The following is a 23,429-nucleotide window of genomic DNA, read 5'->3' as shown; positions in this document are numbered from 1 at the left end:
GCTGGTGCTGGTGGCGGTGCGCGGTCAGAGGATGCTGGGCACCTCGGTGGCGATCGGTACCGGCAGCACGGTGGGACGGTTGGCGCGCAGCCCGGCGGCGAGCGCCACGCCGAGCTGGTCCGGGGTTTCCACCACCTCGGTGGCGCAGCCGTAGCCGGCCGCGATCGCGGTGATGTCCAGCCCCGGCAGGTCCAGGCCGGGCACCCCGGGCGTCTCCTTCAACTCGGCGAACGCCTTGAGGATCGCGTACTGCTGGTTGATCGGGACGATCACCACCACCGGCAGCGACAGCCGGGCGGCCGTCCACAGCGCCTGCACCGAGTAGTGGAACGAGCCGTCACCGACCACCGCCACCACCGGCCGGCCGCGTCCGGTGTCCCGCTCGGCCAGGGCCACGCCGATCGCGGCCGGCAGGCCGTAGCCGAGGCCGCCGCTGGCCATCGTGAAGTACGACGCCGGGCGGTTGATGCGCACCCGGCGGCGCAGTGCGGACAGATTGGACGGTGACTCCTGGATCAGCACCCCGTCCGCCGGCCAGTGCGCGGCCAGCGCGGCGAACAGGGCGTCGGCGCTCAGCGGCGCGGTGACCTCCGGCGGCGCCATCGAGTCCCGGGGTGCCGGTGGTGTCCGGTCGGCCGGCGGCACCATGTCGACCAGCGCCGCCAGGGTGAGCCCGGGATCGCCGAGCAGGCTGTCCCCGACCGGAGCGCGGGCGGCCTCGTCCGGATCGTCGGTGACGTGCAGCAGGCGGGTGCCGGCGGGTAGATGGTCGCCCGGCACGTGCGGGTAGTAGCGGAATACCGGGGCACCGATCACCAGCACGGTGTCGTGCCCGCTCAGCGCCTCGGCCAGCGGCCCGATCGCGAACGGCAACACCCCACGGAAGTGCGGGTGGTCCTCCGGGAACACGCTCCGCTCCGGGGCGGGGGCGGACCAGACCGGTGCCGCCAGCCGCTCGGCCAACGCCACGGCGGCCGTCCAACTCCCGGCCCGGTCCACTCCCGGCCCGAACACCAGCGCCGGGTTGTGGCTGCCGGCCAGCACCCGGACGAACTCGTCCAACCGCTGCGGGTCCGGCGCGAACCGGGTGGCCACCGAGCGCGGTGCGGGTGGAGGGTCGGCCGGCTGGGCCCAGTCGTCCATCGGCAGGGAGAGGAAGACCGGCCCGGCCGGGGGCTGCACCGCGGTCGCGTACGCCCGCATCAGCGCCGCGGGGATGTCCTGGGCGCGGACCGGCTCGTAGCCCCACTTGACGTACGGCTGGGGAAGCTCGGCGGCTCGGCGGCTGGTCAGCCGGGGTTCGAGCAGCAGCATCTCCCGGGTCTGCTGGCCGGCGGTGACGATCAGCGGAGTCTTGTTGTGCCAGGCGGTGACGAGGTTGCCCATGCCGTTGCCGGTGCCCGGGGCGGTGTGCAGGTTGACGTGCGCGGGCGCGCCGGTGGCCTGGGCGTACCCGTCGGCCATTGCGACCGCCGTCGCCTCGTGCAGCGCGTGAACGTAGTGGAAGTCGGCCGGGAAGTCCCGCAGGAAGGGCTCCTCGGTGGAGCCGGGGTTGCCGAAGACGGTGGTCATGCCGAGGGCGCGGAGTACGTCGTACGTCGCGTCCCGGACCGTTGCCATCGCCACCTGCTTCCGTGTCGCGCGCAGGGACGACCGCGGTCGCCCTCCCGATCAGCCGAATCTATCGGGATGTCGCGGACGTTTCGGGCGTTTTCCAGGCGTCGGTGACCCGACCCACCGCAGCGGGATGCGCCCGCACTGGTTCAGGGCAGCGGGAAGGGCAGGGTGATGCCGTCCAGTGCTCGGCCGCAGGCGCAGTCCCGCGCGGCGGGTAGCGCGGCCAGCGCGTCCAGCAGCACGCCCCGCAGCCGGTCGGTGTTCGCCGCGAAGACCCGGAACACCTCGTCCTGGGTCACCGACTCGCCGGCCTGCAACCCGGCGTCCAGGTCGGTGATCAACGCGATCGACGAGTAGCAGAGGGCCAGCTCCCGGGCGAGCACCGCCTCCGGGTGGCTGGTCATGTTGACCACCATGCCGCCGATCGAGGTGAACCAGCGGGACTCGGCCCGGGTGGAGAACCGTGGGCCCTCCACGACCACCACCGTCCCGCCGTCCACGGCGGTGACGTCCCGGCCGGCGGCGGCGGTGAGCAGCGCCCGCCGGCCGCTCGGGCAGTACGGGTCGGCGAACGGCACGTGCACCGCGCCCTGGTCGTAGTAGGTCTGCGCCCGCCCGCTGGTCCGGTCGATCAACTGGTCGGGCACCACGAACGTGCCGGGGCCCAGCTCCGGGCGGAGCCCACCGACCGCACACGGGGCGAGCACCTGGCGTACGCCGAGGGAGCGCAGCGCCCAGAGGTTGGCCCGGTAGGGGATCAGGTGCGGCGGGTACCGGTGGTCGCGGCCGTGTCGAGGCAGGAACGCGACCCGCCGCCCGGCCACCTCGGCGATGGTCACCACGTCCGACGGCGGGCCGTACGGAGTTTCCAGCTCATGGGTGGTGCCGTCGAGGAGGGCGTACAGGCCCGACCCGCCGATCACCGCGAGGTCCGCCTTCGGTGCCATCGACCCTCCGTCTTAACTGTCCGATCACCCGCCGGTCAGACCTTAGCCAGCACCCGGAGTGCAGGCTATGGTGCCAGGCATGGCGTTGACAGCGCGGCTGATCCCGGTGCACCGTGCGGGTCCGGTGAGTGACGGATCCCCGGCGCGGGTTCACGGTTGACGGGTGTGTGGGATGCAGGGAGAGGGCCAGGCGATCGGCGGACGGGCGATGGAGTCGATGACCGGGCGGCTGCTGGTCGCGACTCCGGCGCTCAAGGACCCGAACTTCGACCGCACGGTGGTGCTGCTGGTCGCCCACGAGCCGGGCGGCGCGCTCGGCGTGGTGCTGAACCGGGCCACCGAGGTGCCGGTCGCCGAGGTGCTCGGCGACTGGAGCGACCTGGCCCGCCACCCGGCGGTGCTCTTCGAGGGCGGCCCGGTGCAGCCCGACTCGGCCATCTGCCTGGCCCGGATGCGGCAACCGCTGCGGCGGCTCAAGGGCTTCCACCAGGTCTCCGGGGCGGTCGGAACGATCGACCTCTCGATCGACCCGGAGCGGCTGCGGGAGAGCATCGGCGGCATCCGGGTCTTCGCCGGCTACTCCGGCTGGGGGACCGGGCAGCTGGAGCAGGAGATCGCCGACGGTTCCTGGTTCCTGCTGGACGCGCTGCCCGGTGACGCCTTCGTCGACCGGCCGGACGACCTGTGGCCGATGGTGCTGCGCCGGCAGGGCGGGATGATGTCCGCCGTCGCCCACTTCCCACCGGATGTGGCGCTCAACTGACCCGGGTCGGTGGGACCCCGCGAGATGACCATGCCGGGCGGGATGTGTATAGTTTCCCAGTGCCCGGGCGACCGGGAAACAACAAGGGGCCGTGGCGCAGCTGGTAGCGCACCACACTGGCAGTGTGGGGGTCAGGGGTTCGAGTCCCCTCGGCTCCACCCTTGGTTGTGCAAGCCAATCGGCACCAGTCAATTGACTGGTGCCGATTGGCTTTTCGTCGACAGGTGGTTCGTACCACTCCGTGCCGAGCTGCGATGCGGGTCCGTTTTCAGAATCCGATGGCTTCGCGGAGCAGCAGGACGGTGCCGCGCCCGGGATGGGGTTCTGCGTTGAGGACGAGAAGGCGGTTGACGGCGCTGGGCTGCCCGTAGGCCACCTGGGCGCGGGCGCTCTCCAGCGGGAGGGCGTGGTCTTCGAGGCGGCGCAGCGCGGTGTCCAGGTCGGGCACCACCTTCTGCGCCCCGACGATCCAGATCGCGCGGGCGGCGCCGCCGGCGTAGGCGGGTAGTTGGCTTCCGCTGGCCGAGGCGACCACGAGGGAGCCGGTTTCGGTGAGCGCGGCGACGCTTCCCACCACGACGTCGGGGCTGGCGAGCAGCCGCCGGATGTCGTCGGCGCCGGTGACGCGGTCCATGGCCAGTACGTGTGGCTTGACGGCCTGATACCGCCCGCTGGTGTTGATGGCCTCGTCGATGCCCGACAGGCGGAGGGTCTCGCTGGCCGCGGTGAAGACGCTGGCGCCCTCGGGGATCAGATCCTCGATGCGCGTACGGGCGGCGGCGGCGTCGTCGAGGATCTCGACGGTGAAACCATGGGCTGTCAGCGCAGCGGCAGCCCGTTCCAGGATCTGCGCGGGTGCCGGGTCGGCGAACACCGTTGCCGGAATCGGGGTGGTCGTGGTGCCTCCTGGGCTGGACGCGGTGACGGTGGCTTCGGGTGCCGAGCCCGCCAGTGGAGTGCTGTCGAGGTACCTGACCTCGTAGACCCGCTCGGTGAACCGCCAGCCGTACTGGGTGCGCTGGTATCGGTCGTGGTAGATGGCGTAGTTCAGTCCCTGGCGACCGTCGAGGGTGCGCGCGAGCTCCTGGATGTAGGCACGGCCCGTCGCGGTGTCGCCGTCGAGTTGGATCGTGCCCGAGTGCGTGGTCTGCACAAAGAAGTCCCACTGGGCCTGCAGCCGCTCGCCCCCGGCGCGGATCTCCTCCCGGCCGACCAGTTCGGCGGGGATGTTGGGCATCCGCAGCGCGCCGTCCGGCGTGAACAGCGACGCGAGGCGGGTGCGGTCGCGCATCATCGCCGCGTCGGTGAACTCGCCGCGCAGCGCCTCGATCTCGACGCGATCCGCGATGGCCTGAAAGTCACTCATCGGCTCCTCTTGCCTCCCTGTCACATCGAGCCCGGCGTATGACGCCCGCTGGATGGTGTGTTCGTCTCAGCAGTACGACAACGCAGCCCCTCGGATTGTGAGGCGACGCCAACCTCACAATTCGGTGCGCTGTCTTGTCGAACTGGTAAGGGCAGCTGCGACCGAGGGAGTCGGCGACACATGGCCACCCGATCCGAACCAGGGCACGCCCGACCCGATCCGGGCCTGAGCGCGATCATGAGCGAGCGGCGCCAACTGATCAACCTCGCGTACCGACTCCTCGGCTCCCTGGCCGACGCCGAGGATGTCGTCCAGGAGACCTACGCGCGCTGGTACGCCATGCCGCAACAGCAGCAGGAGGCGGTCGAAACCCCCGGCGCCTGGCTGACGACGGTCGCCAGTCGCATCTGCCTCAACCTGCTGGGCTCGGCACGGGCCCGGCGGGAGACCTACGTGGGCGAGTGGATCCCGGAGCCGCTGCCCGAACGTACGGAGTGGAACAGCGGGCGGTCGGACGGCAGCGCCGTCGACCCGGCTGACCGGGTCACCCTCGACGAGTCGGTCAACATGGCCTTCCTCGTCGTGCTCGAATCGATGACCCCGGCCGAGCGCGTCGCGTTCATCCTGCACGACGTCTTCCGCTACTCGTTCGCCGAGGTGGGCGAGATCGTCGGCCGTACGCCGGCGGCCTGCCGGCAGCTGGCCTCCTCAGCCCGCCGTCGTGTTCGCGCGACGCAGGCTCCCGCAACCCCGACAGCCCGCCAGACCGGCATCGTCAGGGACTTCAAGCGGGCATGGGAGGCCAAGGACATCCATGCCCTCATCGACCTCCTCGACCCCCACGCCACGGCGACCGGCGACGGTGGCGGCCTCGCCAACGCCGCGCCCTGCCCGATCGAAGGAGGCGAGCAGATCGCGCGCTACCTCGTGGGCCTCGCCGGCAGGGCAACCAACGTGACGATCCTGGAGCGCACGGTCAACGGCCAGCCCGGTCTGGTGGCCCTGCAGGACGGCGTCACCGTGGCGGTGTACGCGTTCGACTTCGTCGGTGACCGGATCACGCGCCTCTGGGCCGTACTGAACCCCGAGAAGCTCCGGCCCTGGCTGCCCGTTCCGCACGGAAGACGACCAGGATGAGGCCGTCGGCACCGCCGATGGTGGGCACGCACTGGCCGTCGCCGCGATTCCCGGCCACCCCGACATCGAACCTTTGCCGCCCCGCGTCCGTACCACTGCGCGGGAGGTCAAGCCATGACCGTGCGTCGAGTGCTCGCCGCCGTGCTGGTCGCTGCGGCGACCGTGCCGGTCAGCGCCGCGCCGGCCGGGGCGCACGGCGCGCCGACCGACCCGATCAGCCGAGCGGCGGCCTGCGGACCCGAGGGCCGGCACGCGGCCACCAGCGCCTGCCGGGCGGCCGTCGAGGCGGGTGCGGCGGTCCGCGAGTGGGACACCGTCCGGGTGGCCGCGATCAACGGCCGGGACCGGGAGCGGATCCCGGACGGGGAGCTGTGCAGCGGCGGGCTCTCCGCGTACCGGGGGCTGGACCTGCCCCGGACCGACTGGCCGGCCACCGAGCTGACCGCCGGTGCCCGGTTCACCTTCCGGTACCGGACCACCATCGAGCACCGGGGCACGTTCCGGCTCTACGTCACCCGGCCCGACTACAACCCCCGGGAACCACTGACCTGGGCGGATCTGGAAGCCCGCCCGTTTCTGACGCTGACCGACCCGCCGGTGCGGGGCGGGGCGTACCAGCTGCCGGGCCGGCTACCGGCGGGTCGCGACGGCCGGCACCTGATCTACACGATCTGGCAGAACTCCAACACTCCGGACACCTACTACTCCTGCTCCGACGTGGTGTTCCGCTCGGCGCGCGCCGGCACGGCGACGGGCACGCCCAAGCCGGCCGCCGCGACGAAGAGCGCACCGCGTACCGCCGCGAGCCGGCCGGCCGCCACCGACCCGGCGGTGGTGGCGGCGGCCGATCCGGGCGTGCCCGTGGCGTCGGTGACCGACCTCGGCGACCGGTGGCCGGTGCTGGCCGGCGCCGCCATCGTGCTGGTCCTGGCGCTGCTGATCGGCGCGAGCCGGCGGCGGCGGAGCGGCGGCCCGCCGGTCGGCCGGCCGTGCGAGGTGCGCAACCACCGGGCCGGGCGGCGCCGGATCTGGTGACCCGGCCCGCCGGCGCGGCGGCGCTCAGCCCAGGTGCCGGTCGATCTCAGCCAGCTCCTCGGCGGTGAAGTCGAGGTTGTCCAGCGCGGCGATGTTCGTCTCCAATTGCTCGACGCTGCTCGCCCCGATGATCAGGCTGGTCATCCGCGGGTCGCGCAGCGCCCAGGCCAGCGCGAGCTGGGCCAGCGACTGGCCACGGCCCTCGGCGACCGCGCCGAGCCCTCGGATGGTGGTCATCTTCTCCTCGCTGAGGTCGCTCTCGTTGAGGAAGACGCTGGTGCGCACCCGCGAGTCGGCGGGGATGCCGCCCAGGTAGCGGTCGGTCAGCAGGCCCTGGGCCAGCGGGCTGTACGCGATGCAGCCGGCGCCGACCTCCTCCAGCGTGTCGAGCAGGCCGTCGGCCTCGGTCCACCGGTTGAGCATCGAGTACGACGGCTGGTTGATCAGCAGCGGCGTGCCCAGCTCGCGCAGGATCGCGGCGGCGCGAGCGGTCTGCTCGGAGTTGTAGTTCGAGATGCCCACGTACTGCGCCTTGCCGGAGCGGACGATGGCGTCCAGCGCGCCCATCGTCTCCTCCAGCGGGGTGTCCGGGTCGAACCGGTGCGAGTAGAAGATGTCGACGTAGTCCAGCCCCATCCGGCTCAGCGACTGGTCCAGGGAGGAGATCAGGTTCTTGCGCGAGCCCCACTCGCCGTACGGGCCGGGCCACATGAGGTAGCCGGCCTTGCTGGAGATGACCAGCTCGTCCCGGTACGGCCTCAGGTCGGTGGCGAGCATCCGGCCGAAGTTCTCCTCCGCCGCGCCGGGCGGCGGGCCGTAGTTGTTGGCCAGGTCGAAGTGGGTGACACCCAGGTCGAAGGCGCGCCGGACGATGTCGCGCTGCCGTTCGAACGGGCGGTCCGGGCCGAAGTTGTGCCACAGGCCGAGGGAGACGGCGGGCAGCCGCAGGCCACTGCGTCCGCTGCGCCGGTAGGTCATGGTGTCGTAGCGGTCGTCCGCGGCGAGGTAAGTCACGATCATGAGCCTAGCTCTGGCCCAGGTTAAGCGGGATCAGGCGTGTGAACCAGGACATCGGGGTAGCTTCGACGCCATGCGTTTCATCGCGCTCGACACTCCCAAACCGCTGTCCAAGATCGGGCTGGGCACCTGGCAGTTCGGGTCCCGCGAGTGGGGCTACGGCCCGGCCTTCGAGGCGCAGGCGACGCAGATCGTCCGGCGGGCCGTCGAGTTGGGCGTGACCGTCTTCGACAGCGCGGAGATCTACGGCTTCGGGCGCAGCGAGCGGATTCTCGGCGCGGCGCTCGGCGATGACCGGCCCAAGGTGGTGGTCGCCACCAAGATCTTCCCGGTGCTGCCGGTGGCTGCCGTCGTACAGCAGCGGGCCGTCGCCTCGGCGGCCCGGCTCGGCGTCACCGCCCTCGACCTCTACCAGGTGCACCAGCCGCACCCGCTGGTCGCCGACCACAGCACCATGCGCGGGATGCGGGCGTTGCAGGACGTCGGGCTGGTCAACGAGGTCGGCGTGAGCAACTACGGGCTGCGCCGCTGGCAGGTCGCCGAGGCGGCGCTTGGCCGGCGGGTGCTCAGCAACCAGGTCCGCTACAGCATGCTGGACCGGGAACCCGAGCAGGACCTGCTGCCGTACGCGCGGCAGGCCGGCCGGGTCGTCATCGCGTACAGCCCGCTGGCCCAGGGCTTCCTCTCCGGCCGATACGACGCGAAGAATCCGCCGAGCGGCGCGGTCCGGCGGGCCAACCCGTACTTCCTGCCGGAGAACCTGGAGCGGGGCGCCACCCTGATCGACACGCTGCGCCAGGTCGCCGACGCGCACGACGCCACCCCGAGCCAGATCGCGCTGGCCTACCTGCTGCGCCACCCGAACGTGCTGGCCATCCCCGGCGCGTCCGGCGTGGAGCAGATGGAACGCAACGCGGCCGCCGCCGACATCGATCTCGCCGACGACGAGTACGCCGCGCTGGCCGAGGCCGCCAAACGGTTCCGCCCGGTCACCGGCCTCGCCGCGATGCCTCAAATGCTGCGCGCCCGGTTCGCCAGCCCGACGGAGAAGTGAGCACAGTGGACGACATCACCGCACTGATCCTGGACGACCACGCCGCCTTCCGGCGCGGCTTCGCCCGCCTGGACGACGCCCGCGACGAGCAGGAGCTGCTGGCCATCTGGGACGCCCTCGCCCTGCACCTGGACATCCACGCCGAGGCGGAGGAGGCGATCCTCTACCCGCACCTGGTCAAGCACGGCGACGATGGCGAGGACGAGACCGCCGACGCGATCGGCGACCACAACAAGATCCGGGACGCCATCGCCGAGTCCAAGCTGCACCCGGTCGGCTCGGAACGCTGGTGGGCGGCCGTCGGCACGGCCCGCCGGGAGAACAGCGAGCACCTGGCCGAGGAGGAGGACGAGGCGCTGCCCGACTTCCGCCGGCACGCCGGCACCGAGCTGCGTGCCGAGCTGGGCCAGCGGTGGCTGACCTTCTATGGCGAGCACAAGAACGGGCGCAACCTGCCGTTCCGCGACAAGGACCCGCAGTCGTACGTGGCCGACCACCGCTGAGCGCGGCTCGATCTCCCCGGCACGGGGGAGTCGCAAAGGGCGGCCACGGCAGCAGAATGACGGGGTGACCCCCCGAGCGATGCTGGCCCCGCTGGTCGCCGGCAGCACCTGGCGGCGTGGCGTGTTCCTGCTGCTGGGCGGGGTGCTGGCGCTCCCGTACGGGCTGCTGGCGGTGACCTTCGCGCAGTTGCTCGCCGGCTCGGAGGTCCCCCGCCCGCTGGTGTTCGCCCTGCTGGTGATCGCGGTGGTGATCGCCGTGGTGCCGCTGCTGCTGGATGGCAGCCGGGCACTGGAGGTCGCGGCCGTGCGGGCGCTGCTGGGCGTCGACCTGCCCGACCCCGTGCCGGGGCACCGCAGCGACCGGGAAACCCGGCTGCGCAGCGCACTCTGGATCGGCACCCACCTCACCATCGGCGCCGCGGTGATGGTCGCGTTGATCACCGCCGTGCCGATGGCGTTGGCCTTCATCGCCCAGCAGTTCGGCATCGGCGCCGAGCTGATGAGCCGGGAACGGTTCGGGCCGCTGGACGGGCGGGACACCGGCTGGCTGACGCTGACCGGAGTGGCCGTGCTGGTCGGCCTCGGCTACGCCGTCGCCGGGCTCGGCGCGCTCGCCGGGTCCATGGCGCCGGTGCTGCTCGGCCCGGCCCCGGCGGAGCGGATCGCCGCCCTGGAAGCGCAGGCCACCCGGCTCGCCGAACGCAACCGGTTGGCTCGGGAGTTGCACGACTCGGTCGGCCACGCGTTGACCGTGGCCACCCTTCAGGCCGGGGCTGCCCGCGAGATGCTCGACACCGACCCGGAGTTCGTCCGGCGCGCGCTGAGCGCCATCGAGGACGCCGGGCGCACCGCGATGGACGAACTCGACCACGTGCTCGGGCTGCTCCGGGAGACCGGTGGCGACCGGCCCTCGGTGGCGCCGCAGCGTACCCTCGCCGACCTGGAGCGGCTGTTCACCGACGCCCGCACGACCGGGCTGGCGGTGCACGCGCAGCGCAGCGGCGACCCGGCGCGGGTGCCCGCGGTGGTCTCCCGGGAGGGCTACCGGATCGTCCAGGAAGGGCTGACGAACGCCGCCCGATACGGGCAGGGGCCGGTGACGCTGCGGCTGAACCTGCACCCGGACGCGCTGGACCTGGAGCTGGTGAACGCGGTGGGCCGGCCCGATCGCGCCGACCCGGGCCGCGGCGGCCGGGGCCTGGACGGCATGCGCGAGCGGGTGCTGCTGCTCGGCGGCCAGCTCACCGTCGGGCCGGACGGCGACCGGTGGCGGATCCAGGCCCGCCTTCCGTACGAGGGGACGCGATGACCACCGGGGTGCTGATCGTCGACGACGACGAGCTGATCCGCATCGGGCTGCGGGCCATCATCGACGCCCAGCCCGACCTGCGGGTGCTCGCCGAAGCCGCCGACGGCGCCGAGGTGCCGCCGCTGGTCGCCCGACACCGGCCGGCCGTGGTGCTGATGGACGTGCGGATGCCCGGCATCGACGGGATCCAGGCCACCCGGCACCTGCTGGCCACCTCCGCCGACCCGCCCCGGGTGCTGGTGGTCACCACCTTCGCCAACGACGAGTACGTCTACGAGGCGTTGCGTGCCGGAGCGGCCGGCTTCCTGCTCAAACGGGCCCGGCCGGCCGAGGTGGTGGAGGCCGTCCGGGTGGTCGCGGCGGGGGAGTCGCTGCTCTTCCCGGCCGCGATCCGTCGACTGGTCGGGGCGTACGGGCCGGCCGGGGGCGACCGGCTGGTTGCCGCCCGGCTCACCGAGCGGGAGGCCGAGGTGCTGCGGCTGATGACCAGCGGCCGGTCCAACCCGGAGATCGCCGCGCACCTGGTGGTCGGGGTGGAGACGGTCAAGACGCACGTCGGCAACGTGCTGGCCAAACTGGGCGTACGCGACCGCACCCAGGCGGTGATCGCCGCCTACGAGTCGGGCTTCGTCACCCCGTCCGGCTGACGCGTCCCACCTGAGGGGGAGTGGGTTCACCGCCGCCCGGGAGGGGTTCTGCCGGCCGACGGCCGACGCTGGGAGCATGACGACGATCACTGCTTCCAGACCCCGTTCCGACTCCCGCTGGCCGGACCGGCTGGCCCCGCTGGCCGCCGGTTGGCTCGGCCTGTGGGGCGTCCTCGCCCTGCTCGGCACGATCACCGGCGCCGGCTACCCGTTCGGCGCGAACGACCCGCACGGCGGCGACGCCAACCTGCTGCGCCTGGTGCCGGTGGAGTTGGCCACCCCGCTCTTCGCCGGCCTGCTGCTGACCACCGCGGTGGCGGCGCTGGCCATGAGTCGTCCGGCGGTCCGCCCGTCCGGCCCGCTGCGGGTGCTGCTGGCCGGCTACGGCTGGACGGTGGCGTTCGTGCTCGCCGTGGTCGTCCCGGACGCCCGGGTTCTGGTCATCCTCGGCTATCTGCCGATGCTGATCGTCGGGGCGCCGTTCGGCTGGCCGCCGGTCGACTATGCCGAGATCTTCACCTGGGCGCTGTTCGCCCGGTTCGCCGCGCTCGTCGGCGGTCTGCTGCTGGCCGGGGCGGTGCTCGCCTGGCAGCGTCGCACCGCCGGAGCCTGCGTCGGCTGCGGCCGCGGCGACACCGGCCGGGGCTGGACCACCCCGGCCGCCGCCGCGCGCTGGGGTCGGTGGGCCGCCGGCATCGCCGCGGCCATCCCGCTGGCGTACGCGCTGACCCGGTTCGCCTGGGCGGCCGGCATCCCGCTGGGCATCTCCCGGGAGTTCCTGACCGAGATGCGCGAGACCGGGCTGGTGTGGGCCGGGTTCGGGCTGGGCGCGTTCGCCACCGTCGGCGCGATCCTCACCCTCGGGCTGGTGCAGCGCTGGGGCGAGCGGTTCCCGCGCTGGATGCTCGGACTGGCCGGCCGCCGGGTGCCGGTGAAGCTGGCCGTGGTGCCGGCCACCCTGGTCGCCGTCGCGGTGACCGCGGCCACCCTGGGACTGCTGAGCAACCCGGAGTTCTGGCAGCTCACCCACGGGTTCAGCCTGGCGGGGGCGCCGATGCTGCTCTGGCCGTTCTGGGGGCTGGCGCTCGGCGCGGCCACCTACGCGTACCACCTGCGCCGCCGCGGTGCCTGCCGGCGCTGCGACCGGAGCTGAAGGTGGGAGTGGGGGTGCCCCCCCGATGCACGGGGCACCCCCGCGAGTGTGAGCTAGCGTGGGTCGGGTGACTGCGCCCTCCCCGGTAATTCCGGTTCCACCGGCCGACCTGCCCGGCACGCTCGGCGCGCTACGGGCGGCCGGTCACCAGTACCGCACCGTCAAGCAGGAACTCCGCGACAACCTCCTCGCCCGGATGCGCAACGGCGAGACCCGCTTTCCCGGCATCGTCGGCTACGACGACAGCGTGCTGCCCGAGGTCGAGCGGGCGCTGCTCGCCGGGCACGACATGGTGCTGCTCGGCGAGCGCGGCCAGGGCAAGACCCGCCTGATCCGCGCGCTCGGCGGGCTGCTCGACGAGTGGACGCCGGTCATTCCCGGCTCGGTGCTCAACGAGCACCCGTTGCACCCGCTCACCCCGGCCTCCCGCGCCCAGGTCGCCGAGGCCGGCGACGACCAGCCGGTCGCCTGGCTGCACCGCTCGATGCGCTACGGCGAGAAGTTGGCCACCCCGGACACCAGCGTCGGCGACCTGATCGGTGACGTCGACCCGATCCGGATCGCCCAGGGGCGCACCCTCGGCGACCCGGAGACCATTCACTTCGGGCTGGTGCCCCGCACCAACCGGGGCATCTTCGCCGTCAACGAGCTGCCCGACCTGGCCGAGCGGATCCAGGTGGCGCTGCTCAACGTGCTGGAGGAGCGGGACATCCAGGTCCGCGGCTACCAGCTGCGGCTGCCGCTGGACCTGCTCCTGGTGGCCAGCGCCAACCCGGAGGACTACACCAACCGGGGTCGGATCATCACCCCGCTCAAGGACCGGTTCGGCGCGGAGATCCGTACCCACTACCCGCTCGACCTGGAGCTGGAGCTGGACCTGATCCGGCAGGAGGCCGACCTGGTCGCCGAGGTGCCGGAGCACGTGCTGGAGGTCCTGGCCCGGTTCGCCCGCGCGGTGCGCGAGTCGCCGTCGGTGGACCCGCGCTCCGGTGTCTCCGCCCGGTTCGCCATCGCCGCCGCCGAGACGGTCGCCGGTGCCGCGCTGCGCCGTGCCGGCCTGCTCGCCGCCGGTGGCACCCCGGGGGGACGGCCGGAGGCCGCCGTGGCCCGGGTCGGCGACGCGGTGTCGGTGACCAGCACGTTGCGCGGCAAGGTGGAGTTCGAGAGCGGCGAGGAGGGTCGGGAGATCGAGATCCTCGCCCACCTGCTGCGGACCGCGACCGCCGAGACGTTCCGGGCACACCTGGCCGGGCTGGACCTGTCCGGCTTCACCGGGCTGGTCGAGGACGGCGCGGCGATCGAGACCGGCGAGCTGGTCGGTGCCGCCGAGCTGCTGCGCCAGGTGGGCACCGTGCCCGGGCTGGCCAAGGTGCTGGACCGGCTGGGCCTGGGCGACGCTCCCACCCCCGAGGAGGCCGCCGCCGGTGTCGAGTTCGTGTTGGAGGGGCTGCACCTGACCCGCCGGCTCGGCAAGGACGTGACCGACTCCGGTCGCACCGTCTACGGCGGCCGGGGCTGACCGTGGCCGGTAACCGGTTCCGGTACGGGCAGTGGCGCGGCGGGCCTGACCCGCTCGCGCCCCCGTACGACGTGCAAGAGGCGGTGGACGCGGTCGGCGCCGAGGTGCTGGCCGGCGGCAGCCTGCGCGAGGCGCTGCGTAACCTGCTGCGGCGTGGCCCGCAGGGGCGTGGCGGGCTGGACGACCTGGCCGCCCGAGCCCGGCGGCTGCGCCGGGAGGCGCTGCGGCGGGGCGATCTGGACGGCGCGGTGACCCGGGCGCAGGCACTCCTCGACCAGGCCCTCGCCGCCGAGCGGGACGAGCTGCGGGGGCGCGACGACGACGCGGCGCGGTTCGCCGAGTCCGTGCTGGACAACCTGCCCCGCTCCACGGCGCGTGCCGTGGAGGACCTGGCTGGTTACCAGTGGGCCAGCGAGGACGCCCGCCGGTCGTACCAGCAGATCCTCGACCAGCTTCGCGACGACGTGCTCGGCCAGCGTTTCGCCGGGCTGCGGGACGCGGTGCGCGCGTCCGCCGACCCGGCCACCCAGCAGCGGCTCGCCGAGATGATGCGGGACCTGAACGACCTGCTGGCCCGGCACGGCCGCGCGGAGGACACCACGGACGCGTTCGCCGAGTTCATGCGCCGGCACGGCGACTTCTTCCCGGAACGGCCGGAGACCGTTGACGAGCTGATCGACGTGCTGGCCCGCCGTTCGGCGGCCGGCGAGCGGCTGATGAACTCGCTCTCCGATCGGCAGCGCGCCGAGCTGTCCGGGCTGATGCAGCAGTCGCTCGGCGACCGGCTGGCCGGGGAGTTGTCCGCGCTGGACGCGAACCTGCGGGCGCTGCGGCCGGATCTGCGGTGGGGGCGCGGCGAGCGGGTCCGGGGCGAGCAGCCGCTGGGCTACGCCGACGCGGCCGGCGCGTTGGGTGAGATCGGCGAGCTGGACGACCTGCTGGACCAGCTCGACCAGGAACACCCCGGGGCCACCCTCGACGACGTGGACGTCGACGCCGTGGCCCGGACGCTGGGCCGGGACGCCGCCGACGAGGTCCGCCGGCTGCGCGAGTTGGAGCGGGAGCTACGCCGGCAGGGCTGGGTGAGCCGGGATGCGGACGGGCTCACGCTCAGCCCGAAGGCGCTGCGCCGACTCGGTGGGACCGCGCTGCGGCGGGTCTTCGCCGAGCTGACCGCCGGGCCACGCGGCCAGCACGACCTGCGGTCGGCGGGCGCCGCCGGCGAGGTGAGCGGTGCGTCCCGTCCGTGGCAGTACGGGGACGAGCAGCCGTTGGACGTGGTTCGCACGCTGACCCGGGCGGTCAGCCGGGGCGGGCCGAGTGTGCCGGTGCAGCTCGCGGTGGACGACTTCGAGGTGGTGGAGACCGAGAAGCGGGCTTCTGCGGCGGTGGTGCTCTGCGTCGACCTCTCGTACTCGATGATCTCCCAGGGTCGTTGGGGGCCGATGAAACAGACGGCGCTGGCGCTGGCGCACCTGATGGAGACCCGGTTCCCGCAGGACGCTCTGCAGATCGTGGGTTTCGGTCGGGAGGCGATGATGCTCAGCCAGCAGGAGTTGGCCGCCGTGGAGCCGGACGGGGAACAGGGCACGAATCTCCAGCACGCGCTGCGGCTGGCCGGTCGGCACCTGCGGCGGCACCCCGACGCCGAGCCGGTGGTGCTGGTGGTTACGGACGGGGAGCCGACCGCCCACCTGGACCCGGACGACGGGGAGGCGCTGTTCCACTGGCCGCCGTTGCCGGAGACGATCGAGGCGACTGTCCGAGAGGTGGACCGGCTCAGCCGCTACGGCGCCACGCTCAACCTGTTCATGCTCGGCGACGATCCCGGTCTGCGCCGGTTCGTCGACGCGGTGGCCCGGCGCAGCCGTGGTCGGATGTTCACCCCGGACGCCGACGATCTGGGCGAGTACGTGGTGAGCGACTACCTCCGCTCCCGCCAATCCCGCCGCTAACACCCGCGAGGCGGGGTTGACTGGGGGTGTGGAGAGCGGGGGGCTGCGGCGGGCGTATGACGCGGTGTTCGCGGAGATCGACGCGGCGGGGTTCGGTCCGCCGCCGGAGGGTCAGCTCAGCGCCGAGCAGATCGTCGCGCACCTGGTCGCCAACGACGAGCTGATGATCCAGGCCACCGAGGCGTTGCTGGCCGGTTCGACGTTCGCCTACTACGACCTGGATGACATGCACCGCCCGCAGCTCGACGCGCTGGTCGCCGAGCATGGTGGCCTGCGCGGCCTGACCGCGCTGTTGCACGGCACCAGCGACCGGCTGTGCGCGCTGGTCGACCAACTGGGCCTGGCGGCGGAGACGCCGGTCGAGACCCACCTGCGCGAGGGCTTCGACCTGATCGTCGAGGAGCCGCTGCCCTGGTCTCGCACCCTCGACCTGCACACCCGGGTCCATCTCCCCAAACACCAGGCCCAGCTCCACATGCTGCGCAGCCCCTGAGACGTGTGGTCCCTGCGCAGCCGTTCGGGCGTGGCGTGGGTTGCGCGACGGGCTCGGCCCGGGGCTGGCCGCGCGTGGCGGATCAGGTGTCGATCAACGCCGGGCGGGGGTGGAAGGTGCGGCGGTAGGTGGAGGGGGCTACGCCGACGCGTTGATGTAGTCGCTGGCGCAGGGCGGCGGTGGTGCCGAACCCGCAGTGGTGGGCGATCTGGTCGACGGTGAGGTCGGTGGTCTCCAGCAGCAGCCGGGCGTGGTCGGTGCGCTGTTGGAGCAGCCACTGTGCCGGGCTCAGCCCGGTCTCCGAGCGGAAGCGCCGGGTGAAGGTGCGCACGCTCATCCGGGCCTGCTCGGCCAGGTCGCGCAGGGCGATCGACTCGTGCAGCCGCTGCCGGGCCCACTCCCGCGCGCCGGCGGTGCTGGTGTCGGTGGCCTTCGGCACCGGCTGCTCGATGTACTGCGCCTGGCCGCCGTCCCGCCAGGGCGGCATCACACAGCGGCGGGCCGCCCGGTTGGCCACCTCGCTGCCGTGGTCGAGGCGGATGACGTGCAGGCAGAGGTCGATGCCGGCGGCCACTCCGGCCGAGGTGAGCACCCGGTCGTCGCCGATGAAGAGCACGCCCGGGTCGAGGTCGACCCGGTCGTGCAGTCGGCGGAACTGCTCCGCGTACGCCCAGTGGGTGGTGGCTCGACGCCCGTCGAGCAGCCCGGCGGCGGCCAGCACGAACGCCCCGGTGCAGATCGACATCACCCGGGCGCCCCGTCGGTACGCGGACCGCAGCGCCTCGGTCACCTCCGGTTCGAGGGTGCCCAAGGTCAGCGCGCTGCCGCCGTGGATGCCCGGGACGATCACCGTGTCGGCGGTGTCGAGCAGTTCCAGCCCGTGGTCCGGGAGCACCTGGAAGCCGGCGGTGCTGCGGACCGGCCCGCCATCCGGGGTGCAGATCCGCACGTCGTAGAAGCGCGTCTCGTCGGCGCTCCGGGCGGTGCTGAAGACCTGGGACGGGGTGCCGAGGTCGAGGCCGACCACCTGGTCCAGGGCGAGTACGGCGATCCGGTGCGGGCGTGCGGTCATGGCCCGATTATTGCGCATGATGGCTTTCCGGCCACTCGTCGGTGCTAACGGCGCCGCCCAGACTGGTCGCGTGTCCAAGAACCGCCGCCTGCATCCCGCCTGGCTGGTCGCCGCCGTCGCCTTCGTGGCGCTGGTCGGCGCGGCCGGGTTCCGCGCCACCCCCTCGGTGTTGCTGCACCCCCTGCATGAGGAGTTCGGCTGGCCACTGGCCACCATCTCCGCGGCCGTCTCGGTGAACCTGCTGCTCTACGGGCTCACCGCGCCGTTCGCCGCCGCGCTGATGGACCGGTTCGGCATCCGCCGGGTGGTCTCGGTGGCGTTGCTGCTGGTCGCCGCCGGCAGTGGGCTGACGGTCTTCATGACCGCCAGTTGGCAGCTGCTGCTCTGCTGGGGCGTGCTGGTCGGGTTGGGCACCGGCTCGATGGCGCTGGCCTTTGTGGCCACCGTCACCGGGCGTTGGTTCGTCCGCCGGCGGGGCCTGGTCACCGGGGTGCTGACCGCTGGTGGGGCGGCTGGGCAACTGGTCTTTCTGCCGCTGATCGCGGTGCTGGTGCGCGACCACGGCTGGCGCACGGCGGCGCTCGTCGTGGCTGGAGCCGCGCTGGCGGTCGTACCCCTGGTGGTGTGGCTGCTGCGCGAGCACCCGGCGGATCTCGACCTGCCCGCCTACGGCGCGACCGAGGTCGTCGCGGCGCCGGCGGCGACCGGCGGTGCGGCGAGCCGGGCGCTGGGTGCGCTGGCCGCCGCGGCCCGGACCCGGCCGTTCTGGCTGCTGGCCGGGGGGTTCGCGATCTGCGGCGCGACCACCAACGGCCTCGTCGGTACGCACTTCGTGCCGGCCGCGCACGACCACGGCATGACCGAGACCACCGCCGCCGGGCTGCTCGCCCTGGTCGGGCTCTTCGACATCGTCGGCACGATTGCCTCCGGTTGGTTGACCGACCGGGTGGACAGCCGCCTGCTGCTCGGCGCCTACTACGCACTGCGCGGGGCGTCCCTGCTGGTGCTGCCGAGCCTGTTCGCCGGCACCGCCAAGCCGAGCATGCTGGTGTTCATCATTTTCTACGGCCTGGACTGGGTGGCCACCGTGCCGCCCACCGTGGCGCTGTGCCGGGAGTACTTCGGCAGCGCCGGTGCTGTGGTGTTCGGCTGGGTGTTCGCCGCCCACCAGTTCGGCGCGGCGTTCGCGGCGACCGGCGCGGGGCTGGTCCGGGACCGGCTCGGCGACTACGCGATGGCCTGGTACGTGGCCGGCGCCCTGTCGATCGGTGCGGCCGGTCTGTCGCTGCTGCTGCGCAGGCGGCCGGGCCGGCCGGTGCCGGAGGCTGTGCTGGTCGCCGCCACCGCGCCCCGGGCGTGGAGCTTCCGGGGCTGAGGCCGGGCGGTCAGCCGAGGGTCCATTGCTGGGCGGGCCGACCGTCGCAGGACCGCTGCCGGACCTCGTCCCCGGCCTCGGTGCCGTCGTCGTCGGCCTGCCCGCACTTGCCGCTGTGCACCGCGACCAGCAGCACCGGGCCGGTGCCGGTGGCGGTCAGCCGCCACTGCTGGTTGGCCTGGCCGTGGCAGGGGAACTGCTGCATCCGGGCGCCGTCGTCCGTACTGCCGCCCTCGACGTCGAGGCACTGCCCGTAGGCGGCGTTCGTCAGCGTCACCACGTCCGCTCCGGCCGGGTTGACCACCCACTGCTGCTCCGGGCCGCCGGTGCACGCGGCCAACTCGGCCTCGGCCTTCTCTCCGTCGCCGTCCAGCCCGAGGCAGAGCCCGGAGGCGGCCCGCAGCACTTTGGGGCCGGTGGCCGGGGCGGCCGGGGTGGTGGCCGCCGGGGTCGGTGACGGCTCGGCCGCAGCGGTCGGGCTCGGCTCGGCCGTCGGGGTCGTGGGCTCGGCCGCGCTGGTCGGGGCGCCGACCGTCGCCGGCACCACCGGCTCGTCGTCACCGTTGAACAGCCCGGTGGCGAAGACCACTCCCAGGAGTACGCCGACCAGCCCGACCGCCAGCGCCACCCGCAGCAGCGGGTCGCTCAGCAGGCCGGGACGGGGCGCCCGGCGACCGCCGTAGACGGTGCCAGCGGGGTCGGGGCGTTCCTCGGGCGCGGACATACGGGCCATCCTCACCCACCGCGGCGGGCCGGGGCCAGTCGGACACCGGCGGCCGGCCGCCGGTTCAGTCGACGACCCGGACGTCCTTCCAGAACGCCACCCGGTCGCGCACCATCTCGGCGTCGGGCTTCGGCTCCGGGTAGTACCAGACCGCGTCCTCGCTGGTGCTGCCCTCGTGCTCGAGGGTGTAGTAGGAGGCGGTGCCCTTCCACGGGCAGACGGTGTGCGTCGCGGACTCTTGGATCAGGTCGTCGCGCAGGGCGGAGCGGGGGAAGTAGTGGTTGCCCTCCACCAGCACGGTGTCGTCGCTCTCGGCGACGACCAGGTCGTTCCACATGGCTTTTGGCATGAGACCAACACTAGGCCGTGCCACCGACGATGACAGTGGTCGGTGCGGGGAGGCTCACCGGGTCGGCTGTGGGTCGGTGACATCCGCCACTGTGGCCGCGAGAGCGGCGATCGTGGCGTCGGCGTCGACCGCGATGGCGAGTCCGCGCTCGCCGGCGCCCAGGGTGATCTCCCGGCCGCGCAGCCGCTCGTCGGCGATCACCGGCCAGGCGGTGCTCGCGCCGAACGGGGTGATGGTGCCGCGCTCGTAGCCGGTGGCGGCGAGGGCGCCGGCCGCGTCCGGCATGGAGAGACGGTGCACCCCGAGCAGAGCGCGCAGCTTGGGCCAGGAGACGACCCGGTCGCCGGGGGTGAGCACGAACAGGTGGTCGTCCGCGCCCCGGCGGACCACGATCGTCTTGACCACGTCCGGGACGGCCACGCCCCGGGCGGCGGCGGCCTCCGCCAGGCTGCCGACCGGGCCGTGGCTGACCAGCCGGTAGGGCAGGCCGGCGGCGTCCAGGGCGGTGATCGCGGGCGACGGCATGCCCGCCACGGTAACCGCCCGGCCAGCCACTGGACGGGAAACGGCCCTCGTCGACATCCCACCGAATCCTGAGTACGGGCGTAAGGTGATCACATGCGCGCTGAGCGTGTGGATCCCTCGATTGACCATGATCAAGCGGTGGCCACGTTGCGGCGGTCGTACGCCGCGGTGCCCACTGGCGAGCCTGTCCGGCTTGCCAAACGGACCTCCAACCTGTTCCGCCCCCGGTCCGCTCCCCGAACTCCGGGGCTCGACGTGAGCGGCCTCGGCCGGGTGCTCTCGGTCGACCCGACCGGGCGTACCGCCGACGTGCAGGGCATGTGCACCTACGAGGATCTGGTCGACGCGACGCTGCCGCACGGGCTGATGCCGCTGGTGGTGCCGCAGCTACGCACCATCACCCTGGGCGGGGCGGTGACCGGCCTTGGGATCGAGTCGACCTCGTTCCACAACGGCCTGCCGCACGAGTCGGTACGAGAGCTGGACGTGCTCACCGGCTCCGGCGAGATCATCACCGCCCGGCGGGACGGCGAGCACGCCGATCTGTTCACCGCGTTCCCCAACTCGCTGGGCAGCCTCGGCTACGCCACCCGGCTGCGCATCGAGCTGCAGCCGGTCGGCCGGTACGTGGCGTTGCGCAACATCCGGTTCACCCAGTTGGAGGCGCTCACCGACGCGATCGCCGAGGTGACCGCGACCCGGTCCTGGGCCGGCGAGCCGGTCGACGCGATGGACGGGGTGATGTTCAGCCCCGGCGAGGCGTACCTGGTGCTGGCCACGTTCACCGACGAGGCCGAGCCGCCCAGCGACTACACCGGCCAGGCGATTTACTACCGGTCGCTGCGCCAGCGCACCCGCGACGTGCTCACCGCGTACGACTATCTCTGGCGCTGGGACACCGACTGGTTCTGGTGCTCGGCGGCCTTCGGCGCGCAGCACCCGGTGGTGCGCCGGCTCTGGCCGGCCCGCTACCGGCGCAGTGACGTCTATCACCGCCTCGTCCGGCTCGAGCACCGGCACCAGGTGGCGGCCCGGATCGACCGGCTGCGCGGCCAGCCGGTCCGGGAGCGGGTGGTGCAGGACGTGGAGATCCCGCTGGAACGTACGGCTGACTTCCTGCGCTGGTTCGCCGGCGCGGTGGGGATGAACCCGGTGTGGCTCTGTCCGTTGCGCCTACGCGAGCCGGAGGGTCCAGGTTCCGCGCGGTCCTGGCCGCTGTATCCACTCCGGCCGGGGCAGGACTACGTCAACATTGGGTTCTGGGGGAGCGTGCCGATCGCGCCGGGCGCCGCCGACGGCGACGTCAACCGCACGATCGAACGCAGGGTGTCGGAGTCGGGCGGGCACAAGTCGCTCTACTCCGATGCGTACTACGACCGGGACGCCTTCGATCGCCTCTACGGCGGCGAGACCTGGCGCGCGGTGAAGGACCGCTACGACCCGGACCACCGGCTGACGGGACTGTACGAAAAGGCGGTAGCACGAGCATGAGCCTGACCGACCGAGATCAGGGGGCGGCGAGCGTCCCCGCCACCCCGCCGGCGGGGGGCCGGCAACCGGTTCCGACTGTGGCGGATGTGGTCCGTGCCGTCACCGCCGGGCCGCTGCCGGTGCGGATCACCGGGTACGACGGCAGCGCCATCGGCCCGGCCGACGCCGGGATCACCCTGGCGATCCGCTCCGAGCGGGGCCTGTCGTACCTGCTCACCGCTCCCGGTGACCTGGGCATGGCCCGGGCCTACGTCAGTGGCGACCTGGCGTTGCAGGGAGTGCACGAGGGCGACCCGTACGAGGCGCTGCGGGTGCTCAAGGACGAGCTGCGGCTGCGCCCACCGTCGCTGACGGAGGGGCTGGCGTTGGCCCGCAGGCTGGGCTGGGAGCGGCTGCTGCCGCCGCCGGCCCCGCCGCAGGAGGCGCAGCCGCGCTGGAAGCGGGTGATGAACGGGCTGCGGCACTCGCGCGTCCGGGACAGCACCGCCATCTCGCACCACTACGACGTCTCCAACGCGTTCTACGAGAAGGTGCTCGGCCCGTCGATGACGTACACCTGCGCGGTGTACCGGTCCCCGGACGACTCCCTGGAGCAGGCCCAGGCGGCGAAGTACGACCTGGTCGCCGGCAAGCTGGCGCTCAAGCAGGGGATGCGGCTGCTCGATGTGGGCTGCGGCTGGGGTGGCATGGTCCGGCACGCCGCGCGCGAGTACGGCGTCAAGGCGCTCGGGGTGACCCTGTCGAAGGCGCAGGCCCAGTGGGCGCAGGCCGCGATCGAGCGGGAGGGGCTGACCGAGCTGGCCGAGGTGCGGCACCTGGACTACCGGGACGCGCCTGCGGAGCAGTTCGACGCCATCTCCTCGATCGGGCTGACCGAGCACATCGGGGTGCGCAACTACCCCGCCTACTTCGGGGCGCTGCGCGATCGGCTGCGGCAGGGCGGGCGGCTGCTCAACCACTGCATCACCCGGGCGGACAATCGGGCGCCGCACCGCTCCGGAGCGTTCATCGACCGGTACGTCTTCCCGGACGGTGAGCTGGCCGGGCCGGGTCGGCTGATCAGCGAGGTGCACGACGCCGGGCTGGAGGTGCACCACGAGGAGAACCTGCGCCAGCACTACGCGCTGACGCTGGCCGCCTGGTGTCGCAACCTGGTCGAGCACTGGGACTTCTGCGTCTCCGAGGTGGGCGCGGGCACCGCCCGCGTGTGGGGGCTGTACATGGCCGGGTCGCGGATGGCGTTCGAGCGCAACGGCATCCAGCTGCACCAGGTGCTGGCCACCCACAACGGCCCGGAGGGCCAGAGCAGCTACCCGCTGCGGCCCGACTGGCTGCCCTGACCGTCACCGCCTGAAGCCGCGCCGAAAAGTCGGCGCGG

At 73.0% G+C, this 23,429-nt stretch carries 22 protein-coding genes and 1 tRNA gene; 15 read left to right on the top strand and 8 right to left on the bottom strand.

All coding sequences use genetic code 11. The features are described 5' to 3' along the window. Positions 1-24 precede the first annotated feature (24 nt). Both mdlC and ACFY29_RS10100 read right to left on the bottom strand, forming a co-directional pair. A complete protein-coding gene (gene mdlC / locus ACFY29_RS10105; RefSeq protein ID WP_386984946.1) occupies positions 25-1,620 on the bottom strand; it encodes a benzoylformate decarboxylase in 1,596 nt (531 codons plus the stop codon). Positions 1,621-1,763: 143 nt separating this feature from the next. Then, the gene (locus ACFY29_RS10100; protein ID WP_386984944.1) at positions 1,764-2,564 is read right to left on the bottom strand and encodes an S-methyl-5'-thioadenosine phosphorylase; all 801 of its coding nucleotides are present in this window, start codon (positions 2,562-2,564) and stop codon (positions 1,764-1,766) included. Between the two features lie 172 nt (positions 2,565-2,736). Between ACFY29_RS10100 and ACFY29_RS10095 the strand changes: the two genes are divergently transcribed. Further along, positions 2,737-3,327, top strand: coding sequence for a YqgE/AlgH family protein (locus ACFY29_RS10095; protein ID WP_355606635.1), 591 nt, complete (start codon positions 2,737-2,739; stop codon positions 3,325-3,327). Between the two features lie 85 nt (positions 3,328-3,412). Then, positions 3,413-3,485: transfer RNA gene (locus tag ACFY29_RS10090), tRNA-Ala, on the top strand. 110 nt (positions 3,486-3,595) lie between these two features. Here ACFY29_RS10090 and ACFY29_RS10085 read toward each other — a convergent pair. Further along, the gene (locus ACFY29_RS10085) at positions 3,596-4,693 is read right to left on the bottom strand and encodes an LUD domain-containing protein (protein ID WP_386984942.1); all 1,098 of its coding nucleotides are present in this window, start codon (positions 4,691-4,693) and stop codon (positions 3,596-3,598) included. 180 nt (positions 4,694-4,873) lie between these two features. On the opposite strand from ACFY29_RS10085, the gene sigJ reads away from it, so the two are divergent. Next, positions 4,874-5,830: an RNA polymerase sigma factor SigJ gene (gene sigJ, locus ACFY29_RS10080; RefSeq protein WP_386984940.1), complete on the top strand. Its 957-nt coding sequence runs from the start codon at positions 4,874-4,876 to the stop codon at positions 5,828-5,830. A gap of 114 nt (positions 5,831-5,944) precedes the next feature. Next, positions 5,945-6,865: a lytic polysaccharide monooxygenase gene (locus ACFY29_RS10075; protein WP_386984938.1), complete on the top strand. Its 921-nt coding sequence runs from the start codon at positions 5,945-5,947 to the stop codon at positions 6,863-6,865. Positions 6,866-6,889: 24 nt separating this feature from the next. Here ACFY29_RS10075 and mgrA read toward each other — a convergent pair whose 3' ends face one another. After that, entirely contained in the window at positions 6,890-7,885 is a 996-nt protein-coding gene (mgrA, locus tag ACFY29_RS10070) for an L-glyceraldehyde 3-phosphate reductase (RefSeq protein ID WP_386984936.1), read from the bottom strand. Between the two features lie 70 nt (positions 7,886-7,955). Between mgrA and ACFY29_RS10065 the strand changes: the two genes are divergently transcribed. The 8 genes from ACFY29_RS10065 (at position 7,956) to ACFY29_RS10030 (ending at position 16,515) form a co-directional block, all read left to right on the top strand. Next, a complete protein-coding gene (locus ACFY29_RS10065; RefSeq protein WP_386984935.1) occupies positions 7,956-8,936 on the top strand; it encodes an aldo/keto reductase in 981 nt (326 codons plus the stop codon). After that, positions 8,933-9,439 (top strand): hemerythrin domain-containing protein, encoded by a 507-nt coding sequence (locus tag ACFY29_RS10060; RefSeq protein ID WP_355606653.1) that lies wholly within the window; start codon positions 8,933-8,935, stop codon positions 9,437-9,439. The genes ACFY29_RS10065 and ACFY29_RS10060 overlap by 4 nt, the downstream gene beginning before the upstream one ends. A gap of 64 nt (positions 9,440-9,503) precedes the next feature. Further along, complete coding sequence (locus tag ACFY29_RS10055) at positions 9,504-10,748, top strand: sensor histidine kinase (RefSeq protein ID WP_386984934.1); 1,245 nt, start codon at positions 9,504-9,506, stop codon at positions 10,746-10,748. Then, positions 10,745-11,395 carry a response regulator transcription factor gene (locus ACFY29_RS10050; RefSeq protein ID WP_386984932.1) on the top strand — a complete coding sequence of 217 codons (651 nt, stop codon included), beginning with the start codon at positions 10,745-10,747 and terminating at the stop codon, positions 11,393-11,395. The genes ACFY29_RS10055 and ACFY29_RS10050 overlap by 4 nt, the downstream gene beginning before the upstream one ends. Before the next feature lie 76 nt (positions 11,396-11,471). Further along, the gene (locus tag ACFY29_RS10045; RefSeq protein ID WP_386984930.1) at positions 11,472-12,548 is read left to right on the top strand and encodes a hypothetical protein; all 1,077 of its coding nucleotides are present in this window, start codon (positions 11,472-11,474) and stop codon (positions 12,546-12,548) included. A gap of 58 nt (positions 12,549-12,606) precedes the next feature. Next, positions 12,607-14,067, top strand: a complete 1,461-nt coding sequence (locus ACFY29_RS10040) for a magnesium chelatase (RefSeq protein ID WP_386984928.1) — start codon at positions 12,607-12,609, stop codon at positions 14,065-14,067. A 2-nt stretch (positions 14,068-14,069) separates the two neighbouring features. Beyond that, positions 14,070-16,022, top strand: coding sequence for a VWA domain-containing protein (locus tag ACFY29_RS10035; protein ID WP_386984926.1), 1,953 nt, complete (start codon positions 14,070-14,072; stop codon positions 16,020-16,022). Positions 16,023-16,050: 28 nt separating this feature from the next. Then, entirely contained in the window at positions 16,051-16,515 is a 465-nt protein-coding gene (locus ACFY29_RS10030; RefSeq protein WP_386984924.1) for a hypothetical protein, read from the top strand. An 82-nt stretch (positions 16,516-16,597) separates the two neighbouring features. Here the strand turns inward: ACFY29_RS10030 and ACFY29_RS10025 are convergent, their stop codons facing one another. Continuing rightward, complete coding sequence (locus tag ACFY29_RS10025) at positions 16,598-17,605, bottom strand: GlxA family transcriptional regulator (RefSeq protein ID WP_386984922.1); 1,008 nt, start codon at positions 17,603-17,605, stop codon at positions 16,598-16,600. Between the two features lies 1 nt (position 17,606). Here ACFY29_RS10025 and ACFY29_RS10020 point away from each other — a divergent pair, with 1 nt between their 5' ends. After that, positions 17,607-18,962, top strand: coding sequence for an MFS transporter (locus ACFY29_RS10020; protein WP_386984920.1), 1,356 nt, complete (start codon positions 17,607-17,609; stop codon positions 18,960-18,962). Positions 18,963-18,972: 10 nt separating this feature from the next. Here ACFY29_RS10020 and ACFY29_RS10015 read toward each other — a convergent pair whose 3' ends face one another. From ACFY29_RS10015 to ACFY29_RS10005, 3 genes are all read right to left on the bottom strand, one after another. Beyond that, a complete protein-coding gene (locus ACFY29_RS10015; protein WP_386984918.1) occupies positions 18,973-19,686 on the bottom strand; it encodes an RICIN domain-containing protein in 714 nt (237 codons plus the stop codon). Between the two features lie 64 nt (positions 19,687-19,750). Continuing rightward, positions 19,751-20,035, bottom strand: a complete 285-nt coding sequence (locus ACFY29_RS10010; RefSeq protein ID WP_386984916.1) for a DUF427 domain-containing protein — start codon at positions 20,033-20,035, stop codon at positions 19,751-19,753. Between the two features lie 54 nt (positions 20,036-20,089). Next, a complete protein-coding gene (locus ACFY29_RS10005) occupies positions 20,090-20,560 on the bottom strand; it encodes a YbaK/EbsC family protein (protein WP_328423846.1) in 471 nt (156 codons plus the stop codon). Between the two features lie 93 nt (positions 20,561-20,653). On the opposite strand from ACFY29_RS10005, the gene ACFY29_RS10000 reads away from it, so the two are divergent. Then, positions 20,654-22,051: an FAD-binding oxidoreductase gene (locus ACFY29_RS10000; RefSeq protein WP_386984914.1), complete on the top strand. Its 1,398-nt coding sequence runs from the start codon at positions 20,654-20,656 to the stop codon at positions 22,049-22,051. Beyond that, a complete protein-coding gene (locus tag ACFY29_RS09995) occupies positions 22,048-23,391 on the top strand; it encodes a class I SAM-dependent methyltransferase (protein ID WP_386984912.1) in 1,344 nt (447 codons plus the stop codon). Before ACFY29_RS10000 ends, ACFY29_RS09995 begins: the two co-directional genes overlap by 4 nt. Positions 23,392-23,429 lie beyond the last annotated feature (38 nt).

The organism is Micromonospora sp. NPDC000668, assembly GCF_042897975.1.
Taxonomy (GTDB): Bacteria; Actinomycetota; Actinomycetes; order Mycobacteriales; family Micromonosporaceae; genus Micromonospora.
The sequence above is the reverse complement of the archived record's forward strand: the minus strand, read 5'-3'. Positions and strand labels throughout refer to the sequence as shown.

Coding starts and splice junctions, on each gene's coding strand:
- mdlC (WP_386984946.1), bottom strand. CDS start 1,620: ATGGCAACGGTCCGGGACGCGACGTACGACGTACTCCGCGCCCTCGGC.
- ACFY29_RS10100 (WP_386984944.1), bottom strand. CDS start 2,564: ATGGCACCGAAGGCGGACCTCGCGGTGATCGGCGGGTCGGGCCTGTAC.
- ACFY29_RS10095 (WP_355606635.1), top strand. CDS start 2,737: ATGCAGGGAGAGGGCCAGGCGATCGGCGGACGGGCGATGGAGTCGATG.
- ACFY29_RS10085 (WP_386984942.1), bottom strand. CDS start 4,693: ATGAGTGACTTTCAGGCCATCGCGGATCGCGTCGAGATCGAGGCGCTG.
- sigJ (WP_386984940.1), top strand. CDS start 4,874: ATGGCCACCCGATCCGAACCAGGGCACGCCCGACCCGATCCGGGCCTG.
- ACFY29_RS10075 (WP_386984938.1), top strand. CDS start 5,945: ATGACCGTGCGTCGAGTGCTCGCCGCCGTGCTGGTCGCTGCGGCGACC.
- mgrA (WP_386984936.1), bottom strand. CDS start 7,885: ATGATCGTGACTTACCTCGCCGCGGACGACCGCTACGACACCATGACC.
- ACFY29_RS10065 (WP_386984935.1), top strand. CDS start 7,956: ATGCGTTTCATCGCGCTCGACACTCCCAAACCGCTGTCCAAGATCGGG.
- ACFY29_RS10050 (WP_386984932.1), top strand. CDS start 10,745: ATGACCACCGGGGTGCTGATCGTCGACGACGACGAGCTGATCCGCATC.
- ACFY29_RS10045 (WP_386984930.1), top strand. CDS start 11,472: ATGACGACGATCACTGCTTCCAGACCCCGTTCCGACTCCCGCTGGCCG.
- ACFY29_RS10025 (WP_386984922.1), bottom strand. CDS start 17,605: ATGCGCAATAATCGGGCCATGACCGCACGCCCGCACCGGATCGCCGTA.
- ACFY29_RS10020 (WP_386984920.1), top strand. CDS start 17,607: ATGGCTTTCCGGCCACTCGTCGGTGCTAACGGCGCCGCCCAGACTGGT.
- ACFY29_RS10015 (WP_386984918.1), bottom strand. CDS start 19,686: ATGTCCGCGCCCGAGGAACGCCCCGACCCCGCTGGCACCGTCTACGGC.
- ACFY29_RS10010 (WP_386984916.1), bottom strand. CDS start 20,035: ATGCCAAAAGCCATGTGGAACGACCTGGTCGTCGCCGAGAGCGACGAC.
- ACFY29_RS10005 (WP_328423846.1), bottom strand. CDS start 20,560: ATGCCGTCGCCCGCGATCACCGCCCTGGACGCCGCCGGCCTGCCCTAC.
- ACFY29_RS10000 (WP_386984914.1), top strand. CDS start 20,654: ATGCGCGCTGAGCGTGTGGATCCCTCGATTGACCATGATCAAGCGGTG.
- ACFY29_RS09995 (WP_386984912.1), top strand. CDS start 22,048: ATGAGCCTGACCGACCGAGATCAGGGGGCGGCGAGCGTCCCCGCCACC.